This window comes from Luteibacter sp. P4_E6 (genome assembly GCF_056401535.1).
Genome location: NZ_JBFUJE010000035.1, coordinates 1 through 19,855, shown reverse-complemented (window position 1 = coordinate 19,855; position 19,855 = coordinate 1). Strand labels below are relative to the sequence as shown.

Here is a 19,855-nt window from a genome sequence, read left to right as displayed (position 1 = left end):
TCCTCACCCTGCTCATCGGGATGGGACCCCAGCCCCTGGCCGAACGCGGCGATGCGCTATCGGCCACTGACCCGATGCGGCCGTGGGTGATCGAAGCGCAGAGTCAGCTCGGCAGCGTGACGCGCTCCCCCGCCGTGCTCGACCAGGCCGTCGGCACGGTCACGGGCGACAAGGGCGTGCGCGAAGGCTACAAGGTACCGACAAAGGTGGCGTTGCTGCTGCCCCTCACGGGGCCGTTGGCAGGTGCGGGAGCCGCCATCCGTGACGGCTTCTTCACCAATTACATCGAAGCGGCGCACACCAACGCGCCGCGCCCGGAAATCGTCGTCTATGACGCCGGCAACGACGCGCAGCACGCCGTCGCCGCGTACGACAAGGCGGTCGCCGAGGGCGCCCGTTTCGTCGTGGGCCCGCTCAATCGTGACGGCGTGACCGCCATCTTCGCGAAGGGCGCCCTGCCCGCGCCGATGCTCACCCTGAACTACCCTAACGACAACAAGAACCTTCCGCCGGCCGGCGCGAACGAGTTCGGGTTGCTACCGGAGACCGAAGGCGCCCAGGTGGCCGACCACATGGCCGACCGCGGCATGCGCACGGCCCTCGTCGTCGTCTCCACCGACGATTTCGCCCGCCGTGCCGGCAACGCCTTCAAGGCCGAGTGGCAGGCTCGCGGTGGCACCGTGACGAGCCAGGCGACGCTGGACTCGGCGAGCATCGATTTCGCCTCGCAGCTTTCCGCCCCGGCCGACCAGGACCCCGCCACCGGCGGCGTCTTCATCAGCATGAAGCCGCAACAGGCGCGCCTGCTCCTGCCGCAACTGCGCCTGGCGAAGATCACCTTGCCGGTGTTCGCGACCTCGCACGTTTACAGCGGCGGCGATGACGCCACGGCCGACCGCGACCTGGAAGGCGTGGAATTCTGCGATGCGCCCTGGCTGTTCGATGGACAACCCGGCCTGCCCCGTCGCGCCGACCTGTCGTCCGCACTGCCGTCGACCAAGGGTGTCGCCRCACGGCTGTTCGCCTTCGGCATGGACGCCTGGGGCCTCGTGCCTTACATCGACTGGATGCGCGGCCATCCTGGCAGTTACCTGCCGGGCGCCACCGGCCAGTTGGTGGCGGACGAGTTCGGACGCGTGCGACGCGTACTGATCTGGGCGCGCTTCACCGACGGCGTGGCCCACCCGGTCGCGGGTAGCCTCGAACTCGAAGCGCCGGCAGCGGCCCCGAACGTGGAAAGCGGCGGCGGCTGATTCCCGCCGGCGCGGCCAGGGAGTGCCGCGTGACCACCACAACGAAAAAGACCACCGCACGCCGCGCCACCGGAGATCGCTTCGAGGGCGCGGCGTTGTCGTTTCTGCAATCGCGCGGCCTGCGCCTGGTGCGCGCCAACTTTCTTTGTCGCCACGGCGAGATCGACCTCGTCATGCGTGACAGCGAGACCCTCGTCTTCGTTGAAGTGCGCTACCGGCGCAGCGCTGCGTTCGGTGGCGCGCTGGGCTCGGTCACGGTGGCCAAGCGACGAAAGCTGATCAGCGCGGCGCATCTCTGGCTGGCATGGCATCCGCACGATGCGCAGCGGCCATGCCGGTTCGATGTGCTGGCGTTCGAGGGGGAGACGGTCGAGTGGGTGCGCGGGGCGTTCGACGCGGCGCAGTAAATACATGTGGGAGCCGCTTAAGCGGCGAAAAGCCAACGGAGCGGTATAGCCGACGCCCCCATCGCCGGCATAGCCGGCTCCCACACAGAAGAAGAGGCTCCTACGGAAACCCCCTCGGGATCAGGCGGTGACCAGGAAGGCCTCGCGACCCATCGTCGTCAGCTCACCGACGGTGTCGATCGTGATGTCCGGCGGTGTCTCCTGCAGTTCGGCGCCGGCTGCGGCAGCATAGTGACCCTGCTTGACGAACACCGTGGTCACCTTGTCGCCCAGCAGTTTCTTCAGCGCGACAAGAATGCGCGGTTTATCGTCGACCATGACGTAATGGTCGGCGGGGTAGCGCTTCTGCATGTCGTCGAGCATGTCTTCCTTGTGCACGTAGATCAGCACGTCCTCGCGGAAGGCATCCCACAGTCCGGCGCGACGGATCTTGCGCGGCTGGAACACCGTGTCGCCGTYGGACATGATCACCGGCCGGCCGAGGGTGCGCAGATGGTCGATCGCCTCGAGGACGCCCGGAAAGCGCCGCTCATCGAAGGGATAGTCCAGCAGGAAGAACGACATCTCCATGAAGGCCAGGCTGCTGTCCTGGCCACGCAGGCGCTGCAGCACGCCGAGATAGTCCGCGTAACCGACCTGGCCGCGGATCTCCTTGTCGATCGCGGTGTAGCGCGCCTGCCCCGCTTCGCCGAAGTCACGCAGCAGGCGTGCGGCAAGATCGGCGCTGAAACGGTCGTTGTCGATCAGGGTGTTGTCGACGTCAAACAGAAAAACGATGGGGTCGCGGGTGGACACGATGGATCCTTGCACGGGTAGCTTCCCGCCTATATGGGGATGCTCATCGTGGACCGAAGGGGCCTACGGGGTCTTGTATGGGCGAACCCGATCACGCCCGCCGCGGGGGCACGAGGGACAGCCGGGTACCCCCACTCGTTTTCGAATTCGGCGCCAGCAGGCGCTCGATTTCGTCCGGCGGCAGCGGCCGTGAGTAGAGGAAGCCTTGCCCTTCCTGGCAGCCGGCGCGCAGCAGGAAGTCGTGCTGGGCCTCGGTCTCGATACCCTCGGCGATCGTGTGAAGGTCAAGGCTGCGCGCGATAGCCACCATGGCCTCGGTGATCGCCACGTCGTTGCCGTTGGTCGGCAGGCCGGTAATGAAAGAGCGGTCGATCTTCAGGTACGCCACCGCCGGCAGCTTCAGGTACGCCAGCGAGGAATAGCCGGTGCCGAAATCGTCGATCGCCACACCCACGCCCAACTTGTGCAGGGCGAGCATGGCGCGCTCGGTATCCTCGCCAAGACGCAGGATCGCGCTTTCGGTGAGCTCCACCAACAAGCGCTTGGGGGCGATCCCGGTGGTGAGTACGGCCTGGCTCACCCCCGCAAGAAAATCCGGATGACCGAACGAGCCCGCCGACACGTTAACGGCGAGCCGCAGCGACGGCAGCCGCGCGATATCCCAAAGGCGTAGCTGCTCGCACGCGGTCTCGAGTACCCATTGGTCGATCTGGCGAATCAGGCCGAGGCTTTCGGCGAGCGGAATGAACTCGTCCGGGCCGACGTTGCCACGCTCGGGATGACGCCAGCGGATCAACGCTTCCACGGCGACGATGCGACCGCTCTTCATCTCCACGCTAGGCTGGTAGACCAGATGGAACTCGTGACGGGTCAGGGCCTGGCGTAGTTCGGAAGCGAGCTTGAGGCGACGCCGCGCATCCGCATGCATCTTCGGCGTATAGAAGCGCAAGGCATTGCGCTCTTCGGTCTTGGCCACGTACATGGCCGCGTCCGCATTGGCGATGAGGGTGACCGCATCGTTGCCGTCGAGCGGGTAGCCGGCGATGCCGATACTCGCGCTGACGAAGAGTTCGTAATCGCCCAGGTCGAAGGGCCGCGCGAGCGCGGCAAGCATGGCCTCGGCGACCACGAGTGCCTCCTCACGCGAGCGCAGGTCGGCAAGCAACACGGTGAACTCGTCGCCACCGATACGGCCGGCAACATCCTCCGGTGTCAGCTGCGCGCGAATGCGCTCGGCCACACGCATAAGAAGCGCGTCGCCAGTGGCGTGGCTGTAGCTGTCGTTGATGACTTTGAACGCGTCGAGGTCGACGAAGAGCACGGCGATGGCGCCGCGCTCATGAGCCGCGCGGGTGATCGCTTCGGCGCAACGGCGCTCGAACTCGGCACGCGTGACCAGGCCGGTGAGCGGATCGTGCGTGGCCATGTGCTGCAGGCGCTGGCGATCGGCCTTGCGGGCGGTGATGTCAGAGACGACGGCGACATAGTGCTGAGGGCGCCCTTCGCTATCGCGAATGGTGCTGATGCTCATCAGCTCCGGATAGGTACTGCCGTCGGCGCGCTGGCTCTCCACTTCGCCAAGCCAGTTGTCACCGGAGGCGATGTCTTCCCATAGCGATGCCGGCAGTGGTCGGCCATCGGGCAAGGTGCGCGTGGCATCGAAACGCGTGCGGCGCAGCGCCTGCAACGAAATACCCGTGAGCTTGGCATGCGCCGCATTCGCCGTGGTCACGCGGCGATCGGCGTCGGCGATGATCACGCCTTCGGCGATGCTGGCAAGCGCCTCGGCGGCGATCTTGCGCTCTTGCTCCATGGCCACCCGATCGGAGATATCGCGGACGATGGCCTGGCACACCTGACGCGAGCCCCAGACGACGAGGCTGCTCTGTGTCTCCACCGGCCGCGTGCTGCCGTCGGCATTGCGCAGCACACCGGTACCGGCGTGGTCGGAGCCTTCGACGAACAGACTGGAAAGCTGGATGCCGATGAGTTCGGCACGCGAACAACCAAGCCAGTTCGCGGCTCTTCGGTTGGTATCGAGGATGCGCCCGCTCTCCTCGTCCACCATGAAGATGGCGTCGGCCGCGCTGTCGAACAGGAGGCTATACCGCTCCTCGGTGCCGCGAATGGTGGCGACGATACGCCCGGCCATGCGCAGCCACAAAAGCGATGCGAGCGTGGCGACACCGAACACCGTGAAGAACAGGACGCGGCCGATCCACGACGCGCCGTTGGCGATGTCGAGCGAGAACGCCTTGGCACGGGGTTCGACATAACTGTTGAGCGCCGCGATATGGCTGCGCTCCGCGTCGATCATCGCGGTGGGCGGCGTGCCTGCCGCGTACGCGCGATCGAGCCGGTCGGCGGTATCGGCGAGATCGTTCAGGCTGGCGTCCACGGAACGCCATTCCGTCACGGCCTCGCGCATGTACGGCATGCCGGAAAAATAGTGGAAGATGAAGACCATTCCTGGAATGGCCTCCGGAATGRCACCTCCGCGAGCGAAGGCATCGTAGACCTCGGCGTGAACGAAATCGCCACTGGCGATGGAGTCACGCGCCCAGCGATCGGCCATCAACACCGCGTAATTTCGCCGAAAACCGGCAAGGTCCGCCGGACGTCCGTGCGTCGCGTATTCGTCAAGGTCGATGACGGCCTGCTTCTGCGCCTTGGACCAAAGACTCTCGCCGTTGAGGAAACCGGCGAGAGTCACCTGGGTCTGGAGCGCTACCCATGTGAGGGCAAGGATGAGGCCAACGACCGCGACGAGCGCATAGGCCAGTGGCCGCAGGCGCCGCGAAAGGGGTACTTGGTGACTGGCCTCAACGCGTTGCATCGTTCCCTCATATCCTCATCCGATCGTGATAGTGCGCCACATGGCGCCCAACTTGCGAGTTACGCGGCGGCCTCGTTCCACTTGCGAATCGAAGCCGTGGCATCCATGCAACGATCGAGCGTGATGCTCATGCTGACGTAGCTGCGACGGACGCACTCCCTTATGTGCTCGATCTGATCCGCCGGGGGATTGGTGCCCAGCAGGGTGCAGACGATTTCCAGCGCTTCCCACGGATGTGTATCGTCATAAGCGGCGTGAAGCTGAAGCCAACGCAGCCCGGCTTTACGGCCCGTATTCGGCAGGCTTTCCGCGTAGGCCGCGCTTTCATAGACGATTTGTGACCAATCGCCCGTCGCTCCTTCCACCGCGTAGTTGGTCGCGGCAATACCCGCGGCCAGCGAATCGTCGCGGCTCACCTCCTCACACCACTGAGCCAGGGCCTGCGTGCCCTTGGGCGGTTCGGCCCGGAGCACATCCTCGCGCGACACACCCGCACTCTCCGCCCAGTTCAGCCAGTACTCGGCGTGATTTTGTTCCACCCGGATGTTGCGCACCAGCCAGCGGCGGGCGAGGTCGTCGCCCGGGCTGCGGCCGTAACGCGTCTTAAGCAGGCTCTGTGACATGTAGCCCGGAAAACGCTCGATGACCGGCCACACGCCGATCATGAAGTTGCGGGTGGTATCCGGGTCGAGGGTGGCGGCGACCATCGCCGACCACATCTCATGACGGACAATCTGTGCCCGCGTGTCCTCACAGGACGAGACCATGTCCTGAGCCCAGAGTGGATAGCTGGCGATGTCGGTCTGTGAGCCGGTCAGTTCGAAACGTGCATTCATAACGATCTCCCTAGGGATCTGCTGCCAATGGAAGTCAAGGCAGGCCCGGGCGACCCGCGGCCCGCCATGCCGGTCCCGTTGCGGGGCCGGACGATCATTAGGGCACAACCACCAGTGCACTTTTCCGGCAAAAATTAAGATGCGTGCGAGCCTTGCGCCGGAAACCGCCTAGCCCATTCGTCATGGACACATCCGGTGCGGCGGGGGTCTATCGTGGGTGTCCCGAATGCAAGGACTTCCCTTCCATGGCCACGATCAACCGTATCCTCGCCGCCGCCATCGCCTGCGGCCTCGCCTCAACAAGCGTTGCCGCCGCTGGTGCACCCATTGGCGTCGACCTCAAGGGCATCGACCACTCGGTGCAGCCGGGTGACGACTTCGACGGATACGCCAACGGCACCTGGAAGAAGACCGCCGTCATCCCCGCCGACCGGGCCAGCACGGGCGTGTTCCTGGAAGTGTTCCAGAAGGCCGAGAAGCGCAATGCGGAGCTGATCAAGGCCGCTGGCGAAGGCCACCCAGCGACGGGGAGCGAGCAGCGCCTCATTGCCGACTACTACAAGGCCTATATGGATGAAGCCGGTATCGAGAAGGCCGGATTGAAACCGCTGGAACCGGCGCTGGCTTCGATCGACGCGATCAAGGACAAGGGTGCGCTGTCGGCCGCGCTCGGTGCGCAACTGCGCGCCGATGTCGACCCGATCAATGCGACCAGCCTCGACACCGAACACCTCCTGGGCCTGTTCGTCGCCCAGGGCCTCGAGGATCCGTCGAAGAACATGCCGTACCTTTTGCAGGGCGGCCTCGGTATGCCCAACCGCGACTACTACCTGAAGACCGACAAGGACATGGTCGACACGCGGGCCAAGTACGCCGCCTACGTCGAAGCCGTATTGACCCTGGCCGGCACGCCGGACGCGGCCGCGAAAGCAAAGGCCATCCTTGCGCTGGAAACGAAGATCGCCCAGGCCCAGGCCTCGATCGTCGAGAGCGAGGACATCCACAAGGCGAACAACCCCTGGCCGCGCACGTCATTCGCGAGCAAGGCACCGGGCATCGACTGGACGGCTTACTTCAAAGCGGCCCATCTGGATGACCAACCCACCTTCATCGTCTGGCAGCCCGCCACCGTGACGAAGTTCGCCGCCCTGGTCGCCAACGAGCCGCTGGATACCTGGAAGGCCTGGCTACGCTTCCATACCATCAACGCCGAGGCCAACGGCCTTCTGCCCCACGCCTACGACGACCTGTCCTTCGGCTTCTACGGCAAGACCCTCACCGGCACGCCGAAGCAGCGCGATCGCTGGAAGCGCGGCATCGGTCGTGTAAACGCCGATCTCGGCGATGCGGTAGGCCAGATCTATGTGAAACAGTACTTTCCCGCCTCTTCCCGCGCCCTGGTGCAGGACATGGTGAAGAACATCCTGAAGGCGTTCGATGCGCGCGTGGACACCCTGGACTGGATGTCGCCGGAGACCCGGCAGAAAGCCAAGGCAAAAATCGCGACGATCAAAGTCGGCGTCGGCTACCCGGATACCTGGCGCGACTACTCTAAGCTGGAGGTTCGTCCGGACGACGCGCTCGGCAACCATGAACGCGCCAGGCTGGCCGAATACCATCACCAGGTCGCCAAGCTGTCCCAACCGGTCGATCGCGATGAGTGGTGGATGACGCCACAGACGGTGAACGCGGTGAACCTGCCGCTGCAAAACGCATTGAACTTCCCGGCGGCGATCCTCGAAGCCCCGTTCTTCGATCCGAAGGCGGATGCGGCATCGAACTATGGCTCGATCGGCGCGGTGATCGGCCATGAAATCAGCCACAGCTTCGACAACACCGGTGCCGAGTTCGATGCACAGGGCAGGCTCGCCAACTGGTGGACCGATGCGGATCAGAAACACTTCAAGGACGCCGGCCAGCGTCTCGTCGAGCAGTTCAACCAGTACGAGCCGCTACCCGGCCTGCACATCAACGGCCAGCAGACGCTTGGCGAGAATATCGCCGATCTTTCGGGCCTCACGATCGCCTATGCGGCTTACAAGGAGAGCCTGCACGGCAAACCGGCGCCCGTGATCGACGGACTCAGTGGCGACCAACGGTTCTTCCTCGCCTTCGCCCAGTCGTGGCGGACGAAAACACGTGACGCGGCCCTGCGCGCACAGGTGATCGGCGACGGTCACGCACCGGGAGAATTCCGCGCGCAGACCGTGCGTAACCTCGATCCGTGGTACGACGCGTTCCAGCCGAAAGCGGGGCAGAAGCTGTATCTGGACCCCAAGCAGCGCGTGAAGATCTGGTAAGGGGCTGGCGCGCCCGTTAATCGGGTACGAGCATCGCCGATGAATCGGCTCCCACAGGGCACCAGGCTGCTTTCAGGGCAGCAGGCCGCTTTGTGTGGGAGCCGCTTCAGCGGCGATTCCTCCGAACGCGCCGCTCAACCAACCCCAACACCCCGTCGATCGACAACGCCAACGCCCCCACCAGCAACGCCCCCTGCACCACATAAGCGGTGTTATTCCCTACCAGCCCTTCCACGATGGGCGATCCCAGTGTCGTCGCACCGACGGCCGAGCCAATGGTGGCCGTGCCGACGCCGACGATGGCCGACAGGCGCACGCCGGCCATGATCGGGCCGGCAGCCAGCGGCAGCTCCACATCCCACAATCGTCGCCAGCGTCCGTAGCCCATGCCGTCCGCCGCATGCAGCGCCGCAGGCGCCACACTGCCGAGCCCCGCCACCGTCTGCCCGAGCACCGGCAGCACCCCGTAGAGCGTCAGCGCCAGTAACGTCGGCGCCGCACCGAAACCCAGCAAGGGCACGGCGATCGCGAGCACCGCGACCGGCGGGAACGTCTGCCCGATCACGGCGACCGCGCGCACCGTCGGCAGCAACGACCGCCCGTTCGGACGGGTGGCCAGCACGCCCAGTGTGAGGCCGACGGCGACGGCAACGAGTGTCGCCAGGACGACCAGCCAGAAATGCGAGAGCGTCAGCATGAGAAACGAGGTGCGCGTATAGAGGGGATGCGAAAGCGTGGGCATCCACGCGTGAAACCATGACGCACTGTGCGGCAGTGCCAGGAGCAGGACGACCAGCAATAGCGGGGCGATGATCGCCTTCATTCGCGCGAGGCCACAAGGTCGGCGAGCAGGATCGCACCGGCAAGCTGCCCGTCGTCGAAGACGGGCAAGCGGTCGCGGCCCTGCGTCAGCATCGCCCCCAGCGCATCCTGTAACGAGGCCCCACCATCGATCGCATCGCCATCGGCGACCTCACCCTTGCGCATGCTGTCGCGTACCTGGCGCACCGCCAGTTCGCGCAGTCGCGCGCGCGACCCACCGACGAATTCGCGCACGCGTTCGTTCACCGGATGACGAATGAGTTCCAGGGGCGTACCGACCTGGGCCACCTTGCCGTCGAGCATCAGGGCCACGCGGTGACCGAGACCGAAGGCTTCGTCCATGTCGTGGGTCACGAAGAGGATGGTCGTGGCGGTATCGCGCTGGATCGCCTTGAGACTGGCCTGGAGCGACTCGCGCGTCACGGGATCGAGTGCGCCGAACGGTTCGTCCATCAAGACGATGCGTGGTCGCGCGGCGAGTGCACGCGCGACGCCGACGCGTTGCTGTTGGCCACCGGAAAGCGTATCGGGATAGCGATCGGCGATGCCCGGCTCGTCCAGTTTGAGCAGGACCAGCAGTTCCGCGACCCGCGCACGGGTGTCGCCGTCCGACCAGCCAAGCAGACGCGGGACCGTCGCGATGTTCTCGCCGACGGTCCGATGCGGAAACAACCCGACGGACTGGATGGCATAGCCGATGCCACGGCGCAGCGGCTCGACCGCCTGAGTCGCGACATCCACGCCATCGATGCGCACGCTTCCCGCGTCGATAGGGACCAGGCGATTCACGGTGCGCAGTAGCGTCGACTTGCCCGAACCTGACGGTCCGACGAGGACGAAGAACTCACCGTCGTCCACGCGAAGCGACAGGTCGTCGATGACGACGTGCTCACCGAAGCGTTTGGAGACGTGCTCGAACTCGATCATGGGCGTCGTTCCGTAAAAGCGAGCATGGCCTGGAATAGGAGATCGACGGCCAGCGCCAACGCGATGATCGCCAGCGTACCCAACATCACCATGTCGTTAGCCCCCTGGCCGATACCGAGGAAGACAAAGCGGCCCAGGCCGCCTGCACCGATCAGGGTGGCGACTGCCGCCAGTCCGATCGCCTGTACGGCGACAATGCGCAGGCCCGCCAGCAGCACCGGCCAACCCAGCGGCAGCTGCACGCGCGATAGCAATTGCAGCCGACTCATGCCGAGTCCACGCGCCGCTTCGCGCGCATCCGCGGGTACCGCGCCGAGGCCGGCGATGGTGTATCGAACGACCGGCAGCAGGGCATAGAGCACCAGCGCGAAGACGGCAGGGGCGGCGCCCGTTCCACCGAAACCGAGCGCACCGAGCGCGGGCCATGCGCGAGCCAACCAGGCAAAGGGGCCGATCAGCAAGGCGAACAGGGCGAGCGACGGCACCGTCTGGAGGAAGGCGAGCATGCCGACGACAGCACCATCCGTTCGGCGCGTGCGCCAGGCCCACCAGCCCAGGGGCGCGCCGATGACCAGCGCAAGCACCAGGGTCGTCGCGGCAAGCGTCAGGTGGGTGAGCAGCGCGTCCATGAAGGGTCCGCGCTGGGCATGGAATTCGCGGACCAGCGCCAGCGTATCGAACGCGCCGGCGCTTCCCATGACGACGAATGCCACGAGTAGCGCGATCCAGGYAACGACCCGCCCGGCCATGCGTATCGCGCGCAGCCGGTCGAGCAGAAGGAGGCTCGCCGAGAGCCACATCAACCAGAAGCCCGCACCCAGGGGAACACGCGCACTGGGCGCCGCCGCGAGCAGCAAGGTACGCGCATCGATGCTGGCCAGGAGCGGCAGGCCGGCGATCAGTGCCCACGCAAGGAGTGCGACCGCCACCCGGCTCCCTCTCACGGAGGTCGCGCCCACCGCGGCGAGCAAGACCCACGTGAGGGCCAAGGCGACGACGTGCGGACTGTGCGGCTCGCCGCTAAGCAGTCGGTTTGGCGTGACATAGAGAAACGGAAAGGCGAGCGCGGCGACGAAGCCGATGCAGGCCAGTAGGACAACAGGCAGCGCGCGCGGGGTCATCGCACCAGACCCGCGTCGCGCAGGTAGTCCCGGGCGACCACCGCCGGATCGTCACCATCGATTTGCGTGCGCGCATTGAGTTTGCGCAGCACGTCCACCGTCAACGGTCGAAAGGCGGCTTCCAGCGAACTGCGCATGGATGGATAGCGCTGCAACACCTCCTCACGAACGACAGGGGCGGGCTGGTAGACGATTTCCACGTGGCGCGGATCGGCAAGGACGGCCAGGCCGGTGATAGCGATCGCGCCATCGGTCGAATAGACCATGCTTGCGTTGACGCCCGAGATGCCCTCGGCGGCCGCCTTGATCGTCGCCGACGTATCCCCGCCAGCGAGCACGAGGAGCTGGTCGCCGCGCAGGGTGAATCCGTACGCGGCCTGGAAGGCGGGAAGCGCCGCATCGCTCTCGACGAATTCGGCAGAGCCGGCCAGGAGGACGTCGCCGCCGCCGTTCACCCAGCGCGCGAAATCATCGAGCGTGGCGAGTTTCTTCGCGCGTGCGACGTCGCCACGAACGCCGATGGCCCAGTGGTTGTCGGCGGGCGCGGGCGCCAGCCAGACCAGGCGGTTGGCGGCGAGGTCGAGCGAGGCGGCAAGCGCATAGGCCTTCCGCGCATCGCGAAAGGCGGGATCGTTCTCACGGTGAAAAAAGAACGCGGCGTTGCCGGTGTACTCCGGATAGACATCCAGATCGCCATTGAGCAGGGCGCGACGCACGATGGACGTAGGGCCGAGCTGGGTCCGGTCGATCACCGGCACGCCGTCATGGCGAAGCACCTGGAGCAGGATCTGGCCGAGCACCGCACCTTCGTTGTCCGCCTTCGAGCCCACCCGCACCGCAGCCTGCCCGTGCGCCGCGAAAGCAAGCAGGACGAGCAGGACACCGAGCAGCCGGCGCAACGGTCAGCGCCCTAGCAAGTTGGCGAACGTACGCTTGTAGGACTCGTCGATCGGCGTGGCATCCACGCTGGCCGGCAGGCCACGGAAGCGTGCTTCGAAGGCGAGCACCGCCGCCATGAAGCGACCGGCACGACCTTCGTCGTCGCCCTCTTCCACCGCATAGGCCAGCACGCGTGCCGCCTGCCCTGCGAGGTCGACGTCATCGGGCAGTGCCGAGATGTCGCCCCATACCTGCTTCAGGTAATCCACGGCGATGCCAGCGCGCCGCATGCGGTGCAACAGCCCGGCCGGCATCGAATGTTCCGGCGTGAAACGCGCAACGATGTCCTGGGGTTCGTCCAGCGATACCGAACCCAGATCGATGCGAATGCAAAGCGATGCGGTGTCGAACAGCCAGGTCTGCGGCGCGGGCGGCTCGCTGTACGGCAATGCCATGCCATTGACTTCGATGCTTTCCGGGATACCGGCATCCAGCAGCTCGACGATGTACGAGCGGGCTCCGGGGCGTCCTTTGTAATGACCGCGCATGGCGTCGATGTGCACGCGCTGCGCACGATCGCCACGACGGCTGCGCACGCTGGTACGTGCGAACTCGCCGCGCTGGTAGCCCTGGCTTTCGCCGTCGTCGTCGTACAGTTCGGTGGCGCCTTCGTCACCCGGGAAAACCTGCAGGATAAGGGCATCCGGCACGCTGGCGAGGTTACGCATGCCCTCGGGGTAGAGCGGCACCACGCTTCCCGGACGCACGAAGATGGGAATCTCCTCGAGCGTGTAGTGCCGCTCGATCATCTGCCCACCTTCGAACGACTCGGCGCCATCACGGCTGTACCAGAGGCCGGGCGGAAGCCACACGGGAAACGGTGCGGCGCCGTCCTCGCCGACGGGCGTCGTGACCGGAGCGACAAGAATGTCGTTACCGAACATGTATTGCGCCGGATGGTTGTACGCCTCTTCGTGCTCGGGCCAGTGGTAGTACATCGGGCGCACGATCGACAAACCGGTGTCGTAGGCGTGGCGTGCGGCCCCATAAATGTAGGGCGCAAGCTGGTAGCGCAGACGGATCGCGGCGAAGATCGCGTCGCCGTAAGGCGGCCCGAAGTGCCACGGCTCCTTGTGCAGGCTGGCTTCTTTCGCCGAGTGGGTGCGCAGCACCGGACTGAACACGCCCAGTTGCATCCACCGGGCGTAGAGCTCCGGCGCGAGGTGTCGCTCCGGCCGCGGGATATGTTTGTGGAAGGTATGCCCGCCGATGTCGTGGCTCCAGTAGCCATAGAGGACATTCGACGCCATGGCGGTGAAGTGCGGCTGGAACGCCAGCGAGCCCCAGGAAATCACGCTGTCACCGGAGAAGCCGATCGGATAACGGTGGTTACCGAGGCCGCCCCATCGGTGGTAAATCAGCCCGCGCCGATCGCCGTCCCGCTGCATCTCGGTGAAGAAGGTGTGGTTGAGCCACCAGGTGTTCGACAGGCCAGGGTGCGCCTTCGACTCCGGCCACTGCTGCCAGTCGAGCCACCAGAAATCGACGCCGACCTTTTCGAGCGGGTGCAGCACCGTGTCGAACAAGGCGCGCATATACGGCTGCGACGTGCCTTCGAAAGGAATCGCCGCCTGTGTCGAGGTATCCCACGAGAGCGCCTTCGCCATGGCTTCATACTGCTCTTCATGCGGCAGGACACCCGATGCGGGATGCAGGTTCAGGGTCACCCGAAGATGCTGCCCGTGTGCCCAGCGCATGAAGGCCTTCGGATCGGGAAACAGGCTGCGATTGAAGGTGTAGCCGGTCCAGCCGGACTGTTCGCCGAAGACATCCTTGTGCTCGTGTCCCGGCCGCAGCGACAGGCCCGGCGTGGTGTGCCAGTCCATGTCGAGCACCAGCACGTCGAGCGGGATACGCTCCTTCTCGAAACGTGCGCCGAGCGTACGCAGTTCCTCGTCGGTGTAGTTCCAGTATCGCGACCACCAGTACCCGAAGACGAACCGCGGCGGAATCGGCTGGGGACCGGCGATGGCGGCGAAGTCGCCCAGCGCGGCACGGTAGTCGTGGCCGTAACCGAAGAAATACAGATCCTGACGCTCGCCGGCCGGGCGCTCGAGCACCCAGCCTTCGTCATCGATGCCGAAACCGGCGGTGTCGTCGACAACATGCCAGCCGTCCCGCGCGATCAGCCCCTCTTCGATCGGCAGCTTGCTGCCGTCCTGCCAGGTGTCCCCGTCGTACCGGTCAAGGGTGCGGTAAGTGCCGCCAAGATTGTCTTTCTGGAGATCGCCCGGCTTCCAGGTCAGGTCGCCTTCGGCCCGACGAACCAGAATCGAAAGGTTGCCCGAGGTGAAGCGCCCGCCGCCCTTCAGGTAGCGCACCTGCAGCGCGCCGGTGTCGATCTCGATCGCCTGGTCGTCTTCGGCAATCCGGAATCGGGGCACGTCCAACGCCCGGTGCACCACGATCTGGGTGCGACTGTCGCGGAAGGTGCTGACGGCACTCCATTCCAGGCGGATGAGCCGAGGCGTCAGCACGGTGAAGCGCACGTCGGCGCGCTCGATCACGGCCTCGGGATGGGCCGCTGCGCCAGCATCGGGCCGGTGGTCTGTCGTGGCTTCCATGGGCGTGGAGCCCCCTTCTTCGACGCGAGGTGCACCATTATGACGCGTTGCCGCATGGAACCGGTGAAAGCATCGGATTGACGGCGTCTTGCCGCGCCGTGCACTTCCCGGTCGGCACCTTCACCTCTTCAATCAACGGAGGAGCGGGACCATGAACGAAGACCAGATCCGTGGCGCGGCGAATACCATCGGCGGCCGTGTGCAGCGCGCAGCAGGCGCCCTGGGCGGCGACCACGGCCTCGAAGCCGAAGGCGCCATCCGTGAGACGGCCGGGCGCGTCCAGGCCAAGGCTGGCGAGGCCGTCGACACCGCCCGCGACGTGATCGCCCACCGCCCCCTTGGCGCGATCCTGAGCGGCTTTGGCGTCGGCATCCTAGTGGGCATGCTGCTCGCTCGTCGCGACTGATCCGCTCCGGAATCAGCGCACAAGAGCCCGGCTTCGTGCCGGGCTCTTGTTTGGTTCTTCGCGGATTACCGGGGCCCGGGCGCGCGGGTTTAGGTCGGGGCGTTCTTTCGCACCTCGCACCTCGCACCTCGCGCATGGCTCGCCTTCGGCTTCGCGGGTGGCTCGGCTCCGCCATCGCTCTCTACACTTGGGCGTCTCGCGGGGAGACCTTGGYGYCCACCCTCGCTGCTCAGACACGTCCTCCGCGTTCGAMAAGGAAGGCCGCTSACGCGGCCCGTGTACCTAWYTGGCCTACGGCCGCTCCACTTGTGCGGAACTCGCCTCGAGGGTGGACACCAAGGTCTCTCACGACGATACGGTTGAGTGGAAGGAGAGCCGTTGGAGTGGGAGTGGCCGCCCAAGCGGACCGTTACGGCGGTCGTGCAGATACGTCATTTCCGGCGCGGCGAGCGTTTTCCTCGCCGCTGCGCTGACTCGCGGACGATCTCAGCGCGCTGGGGTCGACCGTTTGGCGATGCCGACGAGCCAGCATCCGAAGCGGCGCTGCTTTGTCGGCTCGACCCACACGAACCTCAGGTTCCGGGAGAGTCTTCGGTGCCCACCCTCGAGGCGAGTTCCGCACAAGTGGAGCGGCCGYAGGCCAATAAGAACAKGGKCCGCGCAGCGGCCTTTCCGGTACGAAACGCGGAGGACGTGTCTGAGCAGCGAGGGTGGGCACCGAAGGCTCTGCGCCGCCACGTCTACACGCCGAAGGCTCTGCGMCTCACCGTCTTCGGCGTCCCCGGSATTCCGCGAAGAACCTTTTGTTTGGTGGGTCACGGGGTTTCTTCCTGGCGGGCTCGCCTTTGGGCTCGCGGTTGCGCTGCGTCGCAAGAGCCGGCGGGTATCACCCTCGGGGCCACGCGACGCGAGCGCATAACGCAATGCCGAAGGCGAGCCAGCCCCGCTCAGAGCAGCAGGCAGCGATTGCGTCCTGCGCGTTTGGCGGCATAGAGGGCGCGGTCGGCGCGATCGAAAACGGTAGCGGCGGTGTCATCGACGAGGAAGCGTGTGATGCCGCCGGACATGGTGACGGTCACGGGCTTCTGGCTGGCGTGGAAGGCAAGTGCAGCAACCGTTTCGCACAGCGCCGTGGCGGCAGCGATAGCTTCCTCGGCCGGGACGCCGGCGAACACCACGACGAACTCCTCGCCACCGTATCGGGCGACGAAGGCCGGCTCCGGCAGTTCGCGAGTGAGGGTCTGGGCGACGATACGCAATACGGCATCGCCCGCCGCATGCCCGAAGCTGTCGTTGATCACCTTGAAGTGATCGATGTCGAACGCGCCCACGCAAGCGACGCCACCGTTATCGCGGACATCCCGCTCGATCTCGGCCATGCGCCGCTCGTACGACAGACGATTGGGCAGGCCGGTCAGTGGATCCGTGAGCGCCAGCTCATGCTCGCGGCGCAGTGAGTCCTGCAGCGACGTCGCCTGGATTTCGAGTTCTTCGACGCGATCCTTCATGCGTTCCGCACGATCGCGATACGTCGCCAGGCGCTCGTCCTCGCGCGCGCGGAAGACACGAAAATGTTCGTCGATCATGGAAAGGCGCGCGTTGACCTGCGCCTGCAAGGCTTCGAGATCGGTGGCACCCTGCGTCTGTTCGACGAGCAACCGCATTTCCTCGCGCACCGTCGCGTCCAGGTCCCGACCCTGTTCATCGCCCACGTCTGTGTTCTCGGTCTCGGCCACGAGATAACGAGTCATGTCACCGAGCCTTCCGCTGACATCGGCCAGAAGTTCCTGCAGCTGGGCGATGTCCTGGCGCAGCGCGTTACGCTGCAGGTTGACCAGATCGGCGATGCCGCGGGCCGCCGCCGAGATAGCCGCCGTGTCGCGGGCCTGCCCCAGCGAAGCGTGCAGTGCGTCGACACGCCCCGCGAGTGCGGGCATGAGCACGACGTGGAACAGCACTTGTCGCAAGGCCTCCATCGCCTCCTGCACCGTATCGACGGCGGCGGCGAGCAAGACGGGCTCAAGCGCCTCGGTCATGTGGTGCGGCGTCGGAGCCGGCCGCGGCTCCAGTGCGGTCACTGCCTCGGCCAGGGCATCGAGCAGGGTATCGAGAGCGTCCGGATCGGAGGCGACACCCAGGCCGTCACCGAGCTGGTCGAGGAGGCGGTCGGCTTGCGCGCTTTGCCCACGCGCTAGCGCAGTGAGACGCAGCACAAGCCTCCGCAACCCCTCTTCAAGCCGCCGGAAGTCGTGCTCGTCGCGCTCCATCCGCTCAAGGGCGAGATGGTATTTTCGCTCCCAGACGTCCTGGTCCAAGCCGTCGCCCTCGTTCATGTCAATAAAGCACCCGGGCGAGCAACTGCAACTGGTTGCCTCGTTCGTGAGGTGAGAATCCCGCGTCTGCGCGGTCATCGCGCGTGGCGTCGACATGCAGCCATTCGCCGGTGAGACGAAGCCAGTCGCTCGGCCGCCAGTTCAAGGCGGCGGTGAGGGCGCGTCCGCGCTCGCCGGACGGCCACGTACGAAAGCGCTCCACGCGAAGGGTCGGACGCCAGGCACCGCGATTCCAGCCTGCCAGCAGGAAGGCCGACTGGAAATGGGTCAGCAGGGTCCGTTGGTGCGGCTGAACCTCGGTGTCTCCATCCAAGCCCTGCGCAATCCAGGTCACCGGCCCCGTGACGTAACTGGCGCCCGCCGACCAGAAGCGCGTGCGCCAGGCGAAAAGCTTGTCGCCGTCCGCGTAGAGCCGGTAGGCGCGGGGATCGGCCCCGTTGTCGTAGCGCAGCACGCGCACGTAGAGACCGTTCGTGCTCTTCCAGCCAGTGTCTGCATACCAGCCGGTGCGACCACCGATGCTCTGGAACGGTGCGTACTGCTCGCGGGTGCCGTCGTCAGAGGGCTCGCGCAAACGGCCGCCCACACCGTATACAAGGTCGCTCAGGGACCAGCCGCGCATCACGAGGATATTTCCGGCGACGTCGTTGTGCCGGAACAGGCCGCCACCAAAGGCGAGCGTGCCGCTTTCGCCGCGCCATGCTTCGCGGCCTTCGACACCGAGACCACGCAGTTCCTCGCCGACCCAGCTGTTGATCGCCGAGGGAGTGATCGTCCATGGACTGGTCCAGCCGATGCCCTCGTTCTCGAGCGAAATGGGGATGAAGTACAGCCCGCCCTTGATCGACGCCCGCCACGCCGAAAGCGACACGGGGCGATAGCGCAGGAAGGCCTCCGTCAGCTGGGGACTCGCATGGTCGGTCTGCTGGAGCTGCATGTCGGCCAGGGCGAACAGGGCCGGGGTGAACTGCGCGGTGACAACGAGGGCCGCCGCGCCGAAGCGTGCCTGCGTGTCACCGCTGCCATAACGCAGGCGTCCCGGTCCGCCGTTGACGAAGCTCGGATCGTTGGCGGCGTCGGTCAGGCGCAGGTCCGCATACGCATGCACCTTCACGTCCTGCGCGCTGGCGAAGGGCGTCGCGAGGCAGACAGCGATGGCGGCAACGGCGTGGCGGAACCGACTCACGCGGATCCCACGCCTTGCGCACCGTGGCGCGCGACCAGGGCCGCGAACGTCATCGGCCGGTCGACGTGGAACCCCTGGGCATGATCGCAACCTATGCTGCCGAGGAAGGCGACGGTGGCTTCGTCCTCGACGCCTTCGGCGGTCACCCGGTAGCCCAGGCGATGGCCGAGCTCGACCAGCGATCGGACGATCACGCGGTCGGTTTCATCGGTGGCGAGGTGTTGGACGAACATCTTGTCGATCTTCAGTTCCCTGACGGGCAGGCGGCGAAGGTAGGCGAATGAGGTCTGGCCGACGCCGAAATCATCGATCGCCATGTCGATACCCATATCGGCCAGGCGACGAAGGACTTGAAGTGAGGCCTCCGGCTCGCCGATCACCGCGCTTTCGGTCACCTCGAGGGTGAGCGAGGTGGCGGGCAGGCGGTGGACGCTCAGAAGATGGGCCACGCGGTCAGGCAGCTCGATGTCGCCGATGTCGCGTGCCGAGAGGTTGATCGAAATGCGCATGGCTTGCCCTGCGCGGGCCAGCTCCGCGGCCTGGGCGATACCGCGCGCCAGCACCCATCGGGTCAGCCGGCCGATATTGCCGGTTTCCTCGGCTATGCCGACGAACTGCTCGGGCGGAACCATGCCACGCCCTGGCCGCGGCCAGCGCACCAGCGCCTCCGCACCGTCAATGCGGCCATCGGCCAGACGGCGCTTCGGCTGGTAGTAAAGCTCCAGCGCATCGCTGTCGATGGCCGCGCGCAGTTCGCTCATGAGCGAGAGCCGCTCCGGGCGATGCGGATCGGCTTTCGGGTCGTACACGTCCACGCCTCGTGCCGATCCCACCGCGGAGAATTCCGCGACCTCGGCCCGACGCAACAGGGCAGCCGCACGCTCCCCATGACTGGGCGCCAGCGCGATACCTACCGCAGGCCCCATATCCATGTTGACCTCGGCCTCCTGATAGGGCTGGCCGAGGGCATCCATCACCCGGAACGCCACCGAGATCGCTTCAGCGCGGTCGGCGCCGCGAAGCCACACCGCGAACTGCGTATCCGTGGCACGTGCGACGTAATGCGTACCCGTGGCCTGGCCCACGCGCGCACCGGCATCGCGCATGAGGCGATCGGCCAGCGCGTGGCC

15 protein-coding genes are annotated in these 19,855 nt (G+C 66.0%); 4 read left to right on the top strand and 11 right to left on the bottom strand.

All coding sequences use genetic code 11. The features are described 5' to 3' along the window. On the top strand, positions 1-1,253 hold a 1,253-nt coding region (locus AC1DT2_RS04295), incomplete at its 5' end, for a penicillin-binding protein activator (RefSeq protein ID WP_477294605.1). A 29-nt stretch (positions 1,254-1,282) separates the two neighbouring features. Further along, positions 1,283-1,660 carry a YraN family protein gene (locus tag AC1DT2_RS04290; RefSeq protein WP_477294603.1) on the top strand — a complete coding sequence of 126 codons (378 nt, stop codon included), beginning with the start codon at positions 1,283-1,285 and terminating at the stop codon, positions 1,658-1,660. A gap of 120 nt (positions 1,661-1,780) precedes the next feature. Here the strand turns inward: AC1DT2_RS04290 and AC1DT2_RS04285 are convergent, their stop codons facing one another. From AC1DT2_RS04285 to AC1DT2_RS04275, 3 genes are all read right to left on the bottom strand, one after another. After that, positions 1,781-2,455 carry an HAD family hydrolase gene (locus tag AC1DT2_RS04285; protein ID WP_477294601.1) on the bottom strand — a complete coding sequence of 225 codons (675 nt, stop codon included), beginning with the start codon at positions 2,453-2,455 and terminating at the stop codon, positions 1,781-1,783. 91 nt (positions 2,456-2,546) lie between these two features. Then, positions 2,547-5,291, bottom strand: a complete 2,745-nt coding sequence (locus tag AC1DT2_RS04280) for a putative bifunctional diguanylate cyclase/phosphodiesterase (RefSeq protein ID WP_477294599.1) — start codon at positions 5,289-5,291, stop codon at positions 2,547-2,549. A 59-nt stretch (positions 5,292-5,350) separates the two neighbouring features. Further along, a complete protein-coding gene (locus AC1DT2_RS04275) occupies positions 5,351-6,127 on the bottom strand; it encodes a TenA family transcriptional regulator (protein WP_477294597.1) in 777 nt (258 codons plus the stop codon). A 245-nt stretch (positions 6,128-6,372) separates the two neighbouring features. Between AC1DT2_RS04275 and AC1DT2_RS04270 the strand changes: the two genes are divergently transcribed. Further along, on the top strand, positions 6,373-8,427 hold the full coding sequence (locus AC1DT2_RS04270) for a M13 family metallopeptidase (RefSeq protein WP_477294595.1): 2,055 nt from the start codon (positions 6,373-6,375) through the stop codon (positions 8,425-8,427). Positions 8,428-8,533: 106 nt separating this feature from the next. Here the strand turns inward: AC1DT2_RS04270 and AC1DT2_RS04265 are convergent, their stop codons facing one another. From AC1DT2_RS04265 to AC1DT2_RS04245, 5 genes are read right to left on the bottom strand one after another with little or no spacing between them, the layout of a single operon-like run. Beyond that, the gene (locus AC1DT2_RS04265) at positions 8,534-9,250 is read right to left on the bottom strand and encodes an ABC transporter permease (protein ID WP_477294593.1); all 717 of its coding nucleotides are present in this window, start codon (positions 9,248-9,250) and stop codon (positions 8,534-8,536) included. Further along, positions 9,247-10,176, bottom strand: coding sequence for an ABC transporter ATP-binding protein (locus tag AC1DT2_RS04260; RefSeq protein WP_063573401.1), 930 nt, complete (start codon positions 10,174-10,176; stop codon positions 9,247-9,249). The genes AC1DT2_RS04265 and AC1DT2_RS04260 overlap by 4 nt, the downstream gene beginning before the upstream one ends. Further along, positions 10,173-11,297 carry an ABC transporter permease gene (locus AC1DT2_RS04255; protein ID WP_477294590.1) on the bottom strand — a complete coding sequence of 375 codons (1,125 nt, stop codon included), beginning with the start codon at positions 11,295-11,297 and terminating at the stop codon, positions 10,173-10,175. Before AC1DT2_RS04255 ends, AC1DT2_RS04260 begins: the two co-directional genes overlap by 4 nt. Next, positions 11,294-12,196, bottom strand: coding sequence for a glycine betaine ABC transporter substrate-binding protein (locus tag AC1DT2_RS04250; RefSeq protein WP_477294588.1), 903 nt, complete (start codon positions 12,194-12,196; stop codon positions 11,294-11,296). The genes AC1DT2_RS04255 and AC1DT2_RS04250 overlap by 4 nt, the downstream gene beginning before the upstream one ends. A 3-nt stretch (positions 12,197-12,199) precedes the next feature. Continuing rightward, complete coding sequence (locus AC1DT2_RS04245) at positions 12,200-14,800, bottom strand: glycoside hydrolase family 31 protein (protein ID WP_477294586.1); 2,601 nt, start codon at positions 14,798-14,800, stop codon at positions 12,200-12,202. Positions 14,801-14,951: 151 nt separating this feature from the next. Here AC1DT2_RS04245 and AC1DT2_RS04240 point away from each other — a divergent pair, with 151 nt between their 5' ends. Then, positions 14,952-15,206, top strand: coding sequence for a CsbD family protein (locus AC1DT2_RS04240; protein ID WP_046968237.1), 255 nt, complete (start codon positions 14,952-14,954; stop codon positions 15,204-15,206). Between the two features lie 947 nt (positions 15,207-16,153). On the opposite strand, the gene AC1DT2_RS04235 is transcribed toward AC1DT2_RS04240, so the two are convergent. The 3 genes from AC1DT2_RS04235 to AC1DT2_RS04225 form a co-directional block, all read right to left on the bottom strand. Further along, positions 16,154-17,539, bottom strand: coding sequence for a GGDEF domain-containing protein (locus AC1DT2_RS04235; protein ID WP_477294584.1), 1,386 nt, complete (start codon positions 17,537-17,539; stop codon positions 16,154-16,156). A 1-nt stretch (position 17,540) separates the two neighbouring features. Continuing rightward, complete coding sequence (locus tag AC1DT2_RS04230; protein ID WP_477294582.1) at positions 17,541-18,725, bottom strand: hypothetical protein; 1,185 nt, start codon at positions 18,723-18,725, stop codon at positions 17,541-17,543. Further along, positions 18,722-19,855: putative bifunctional diguanylate cyclase/phosphodiesterase (locus tag AC1DT2_RS04225; protein WP_477294580.1), on the bottom strand; the 1,134-nt coding region annotated here is incomplete at its 5' end. The genes AC1DT2_RS04225 and AC1DT2_RS04230, both read right to left, overlap by 4 nt.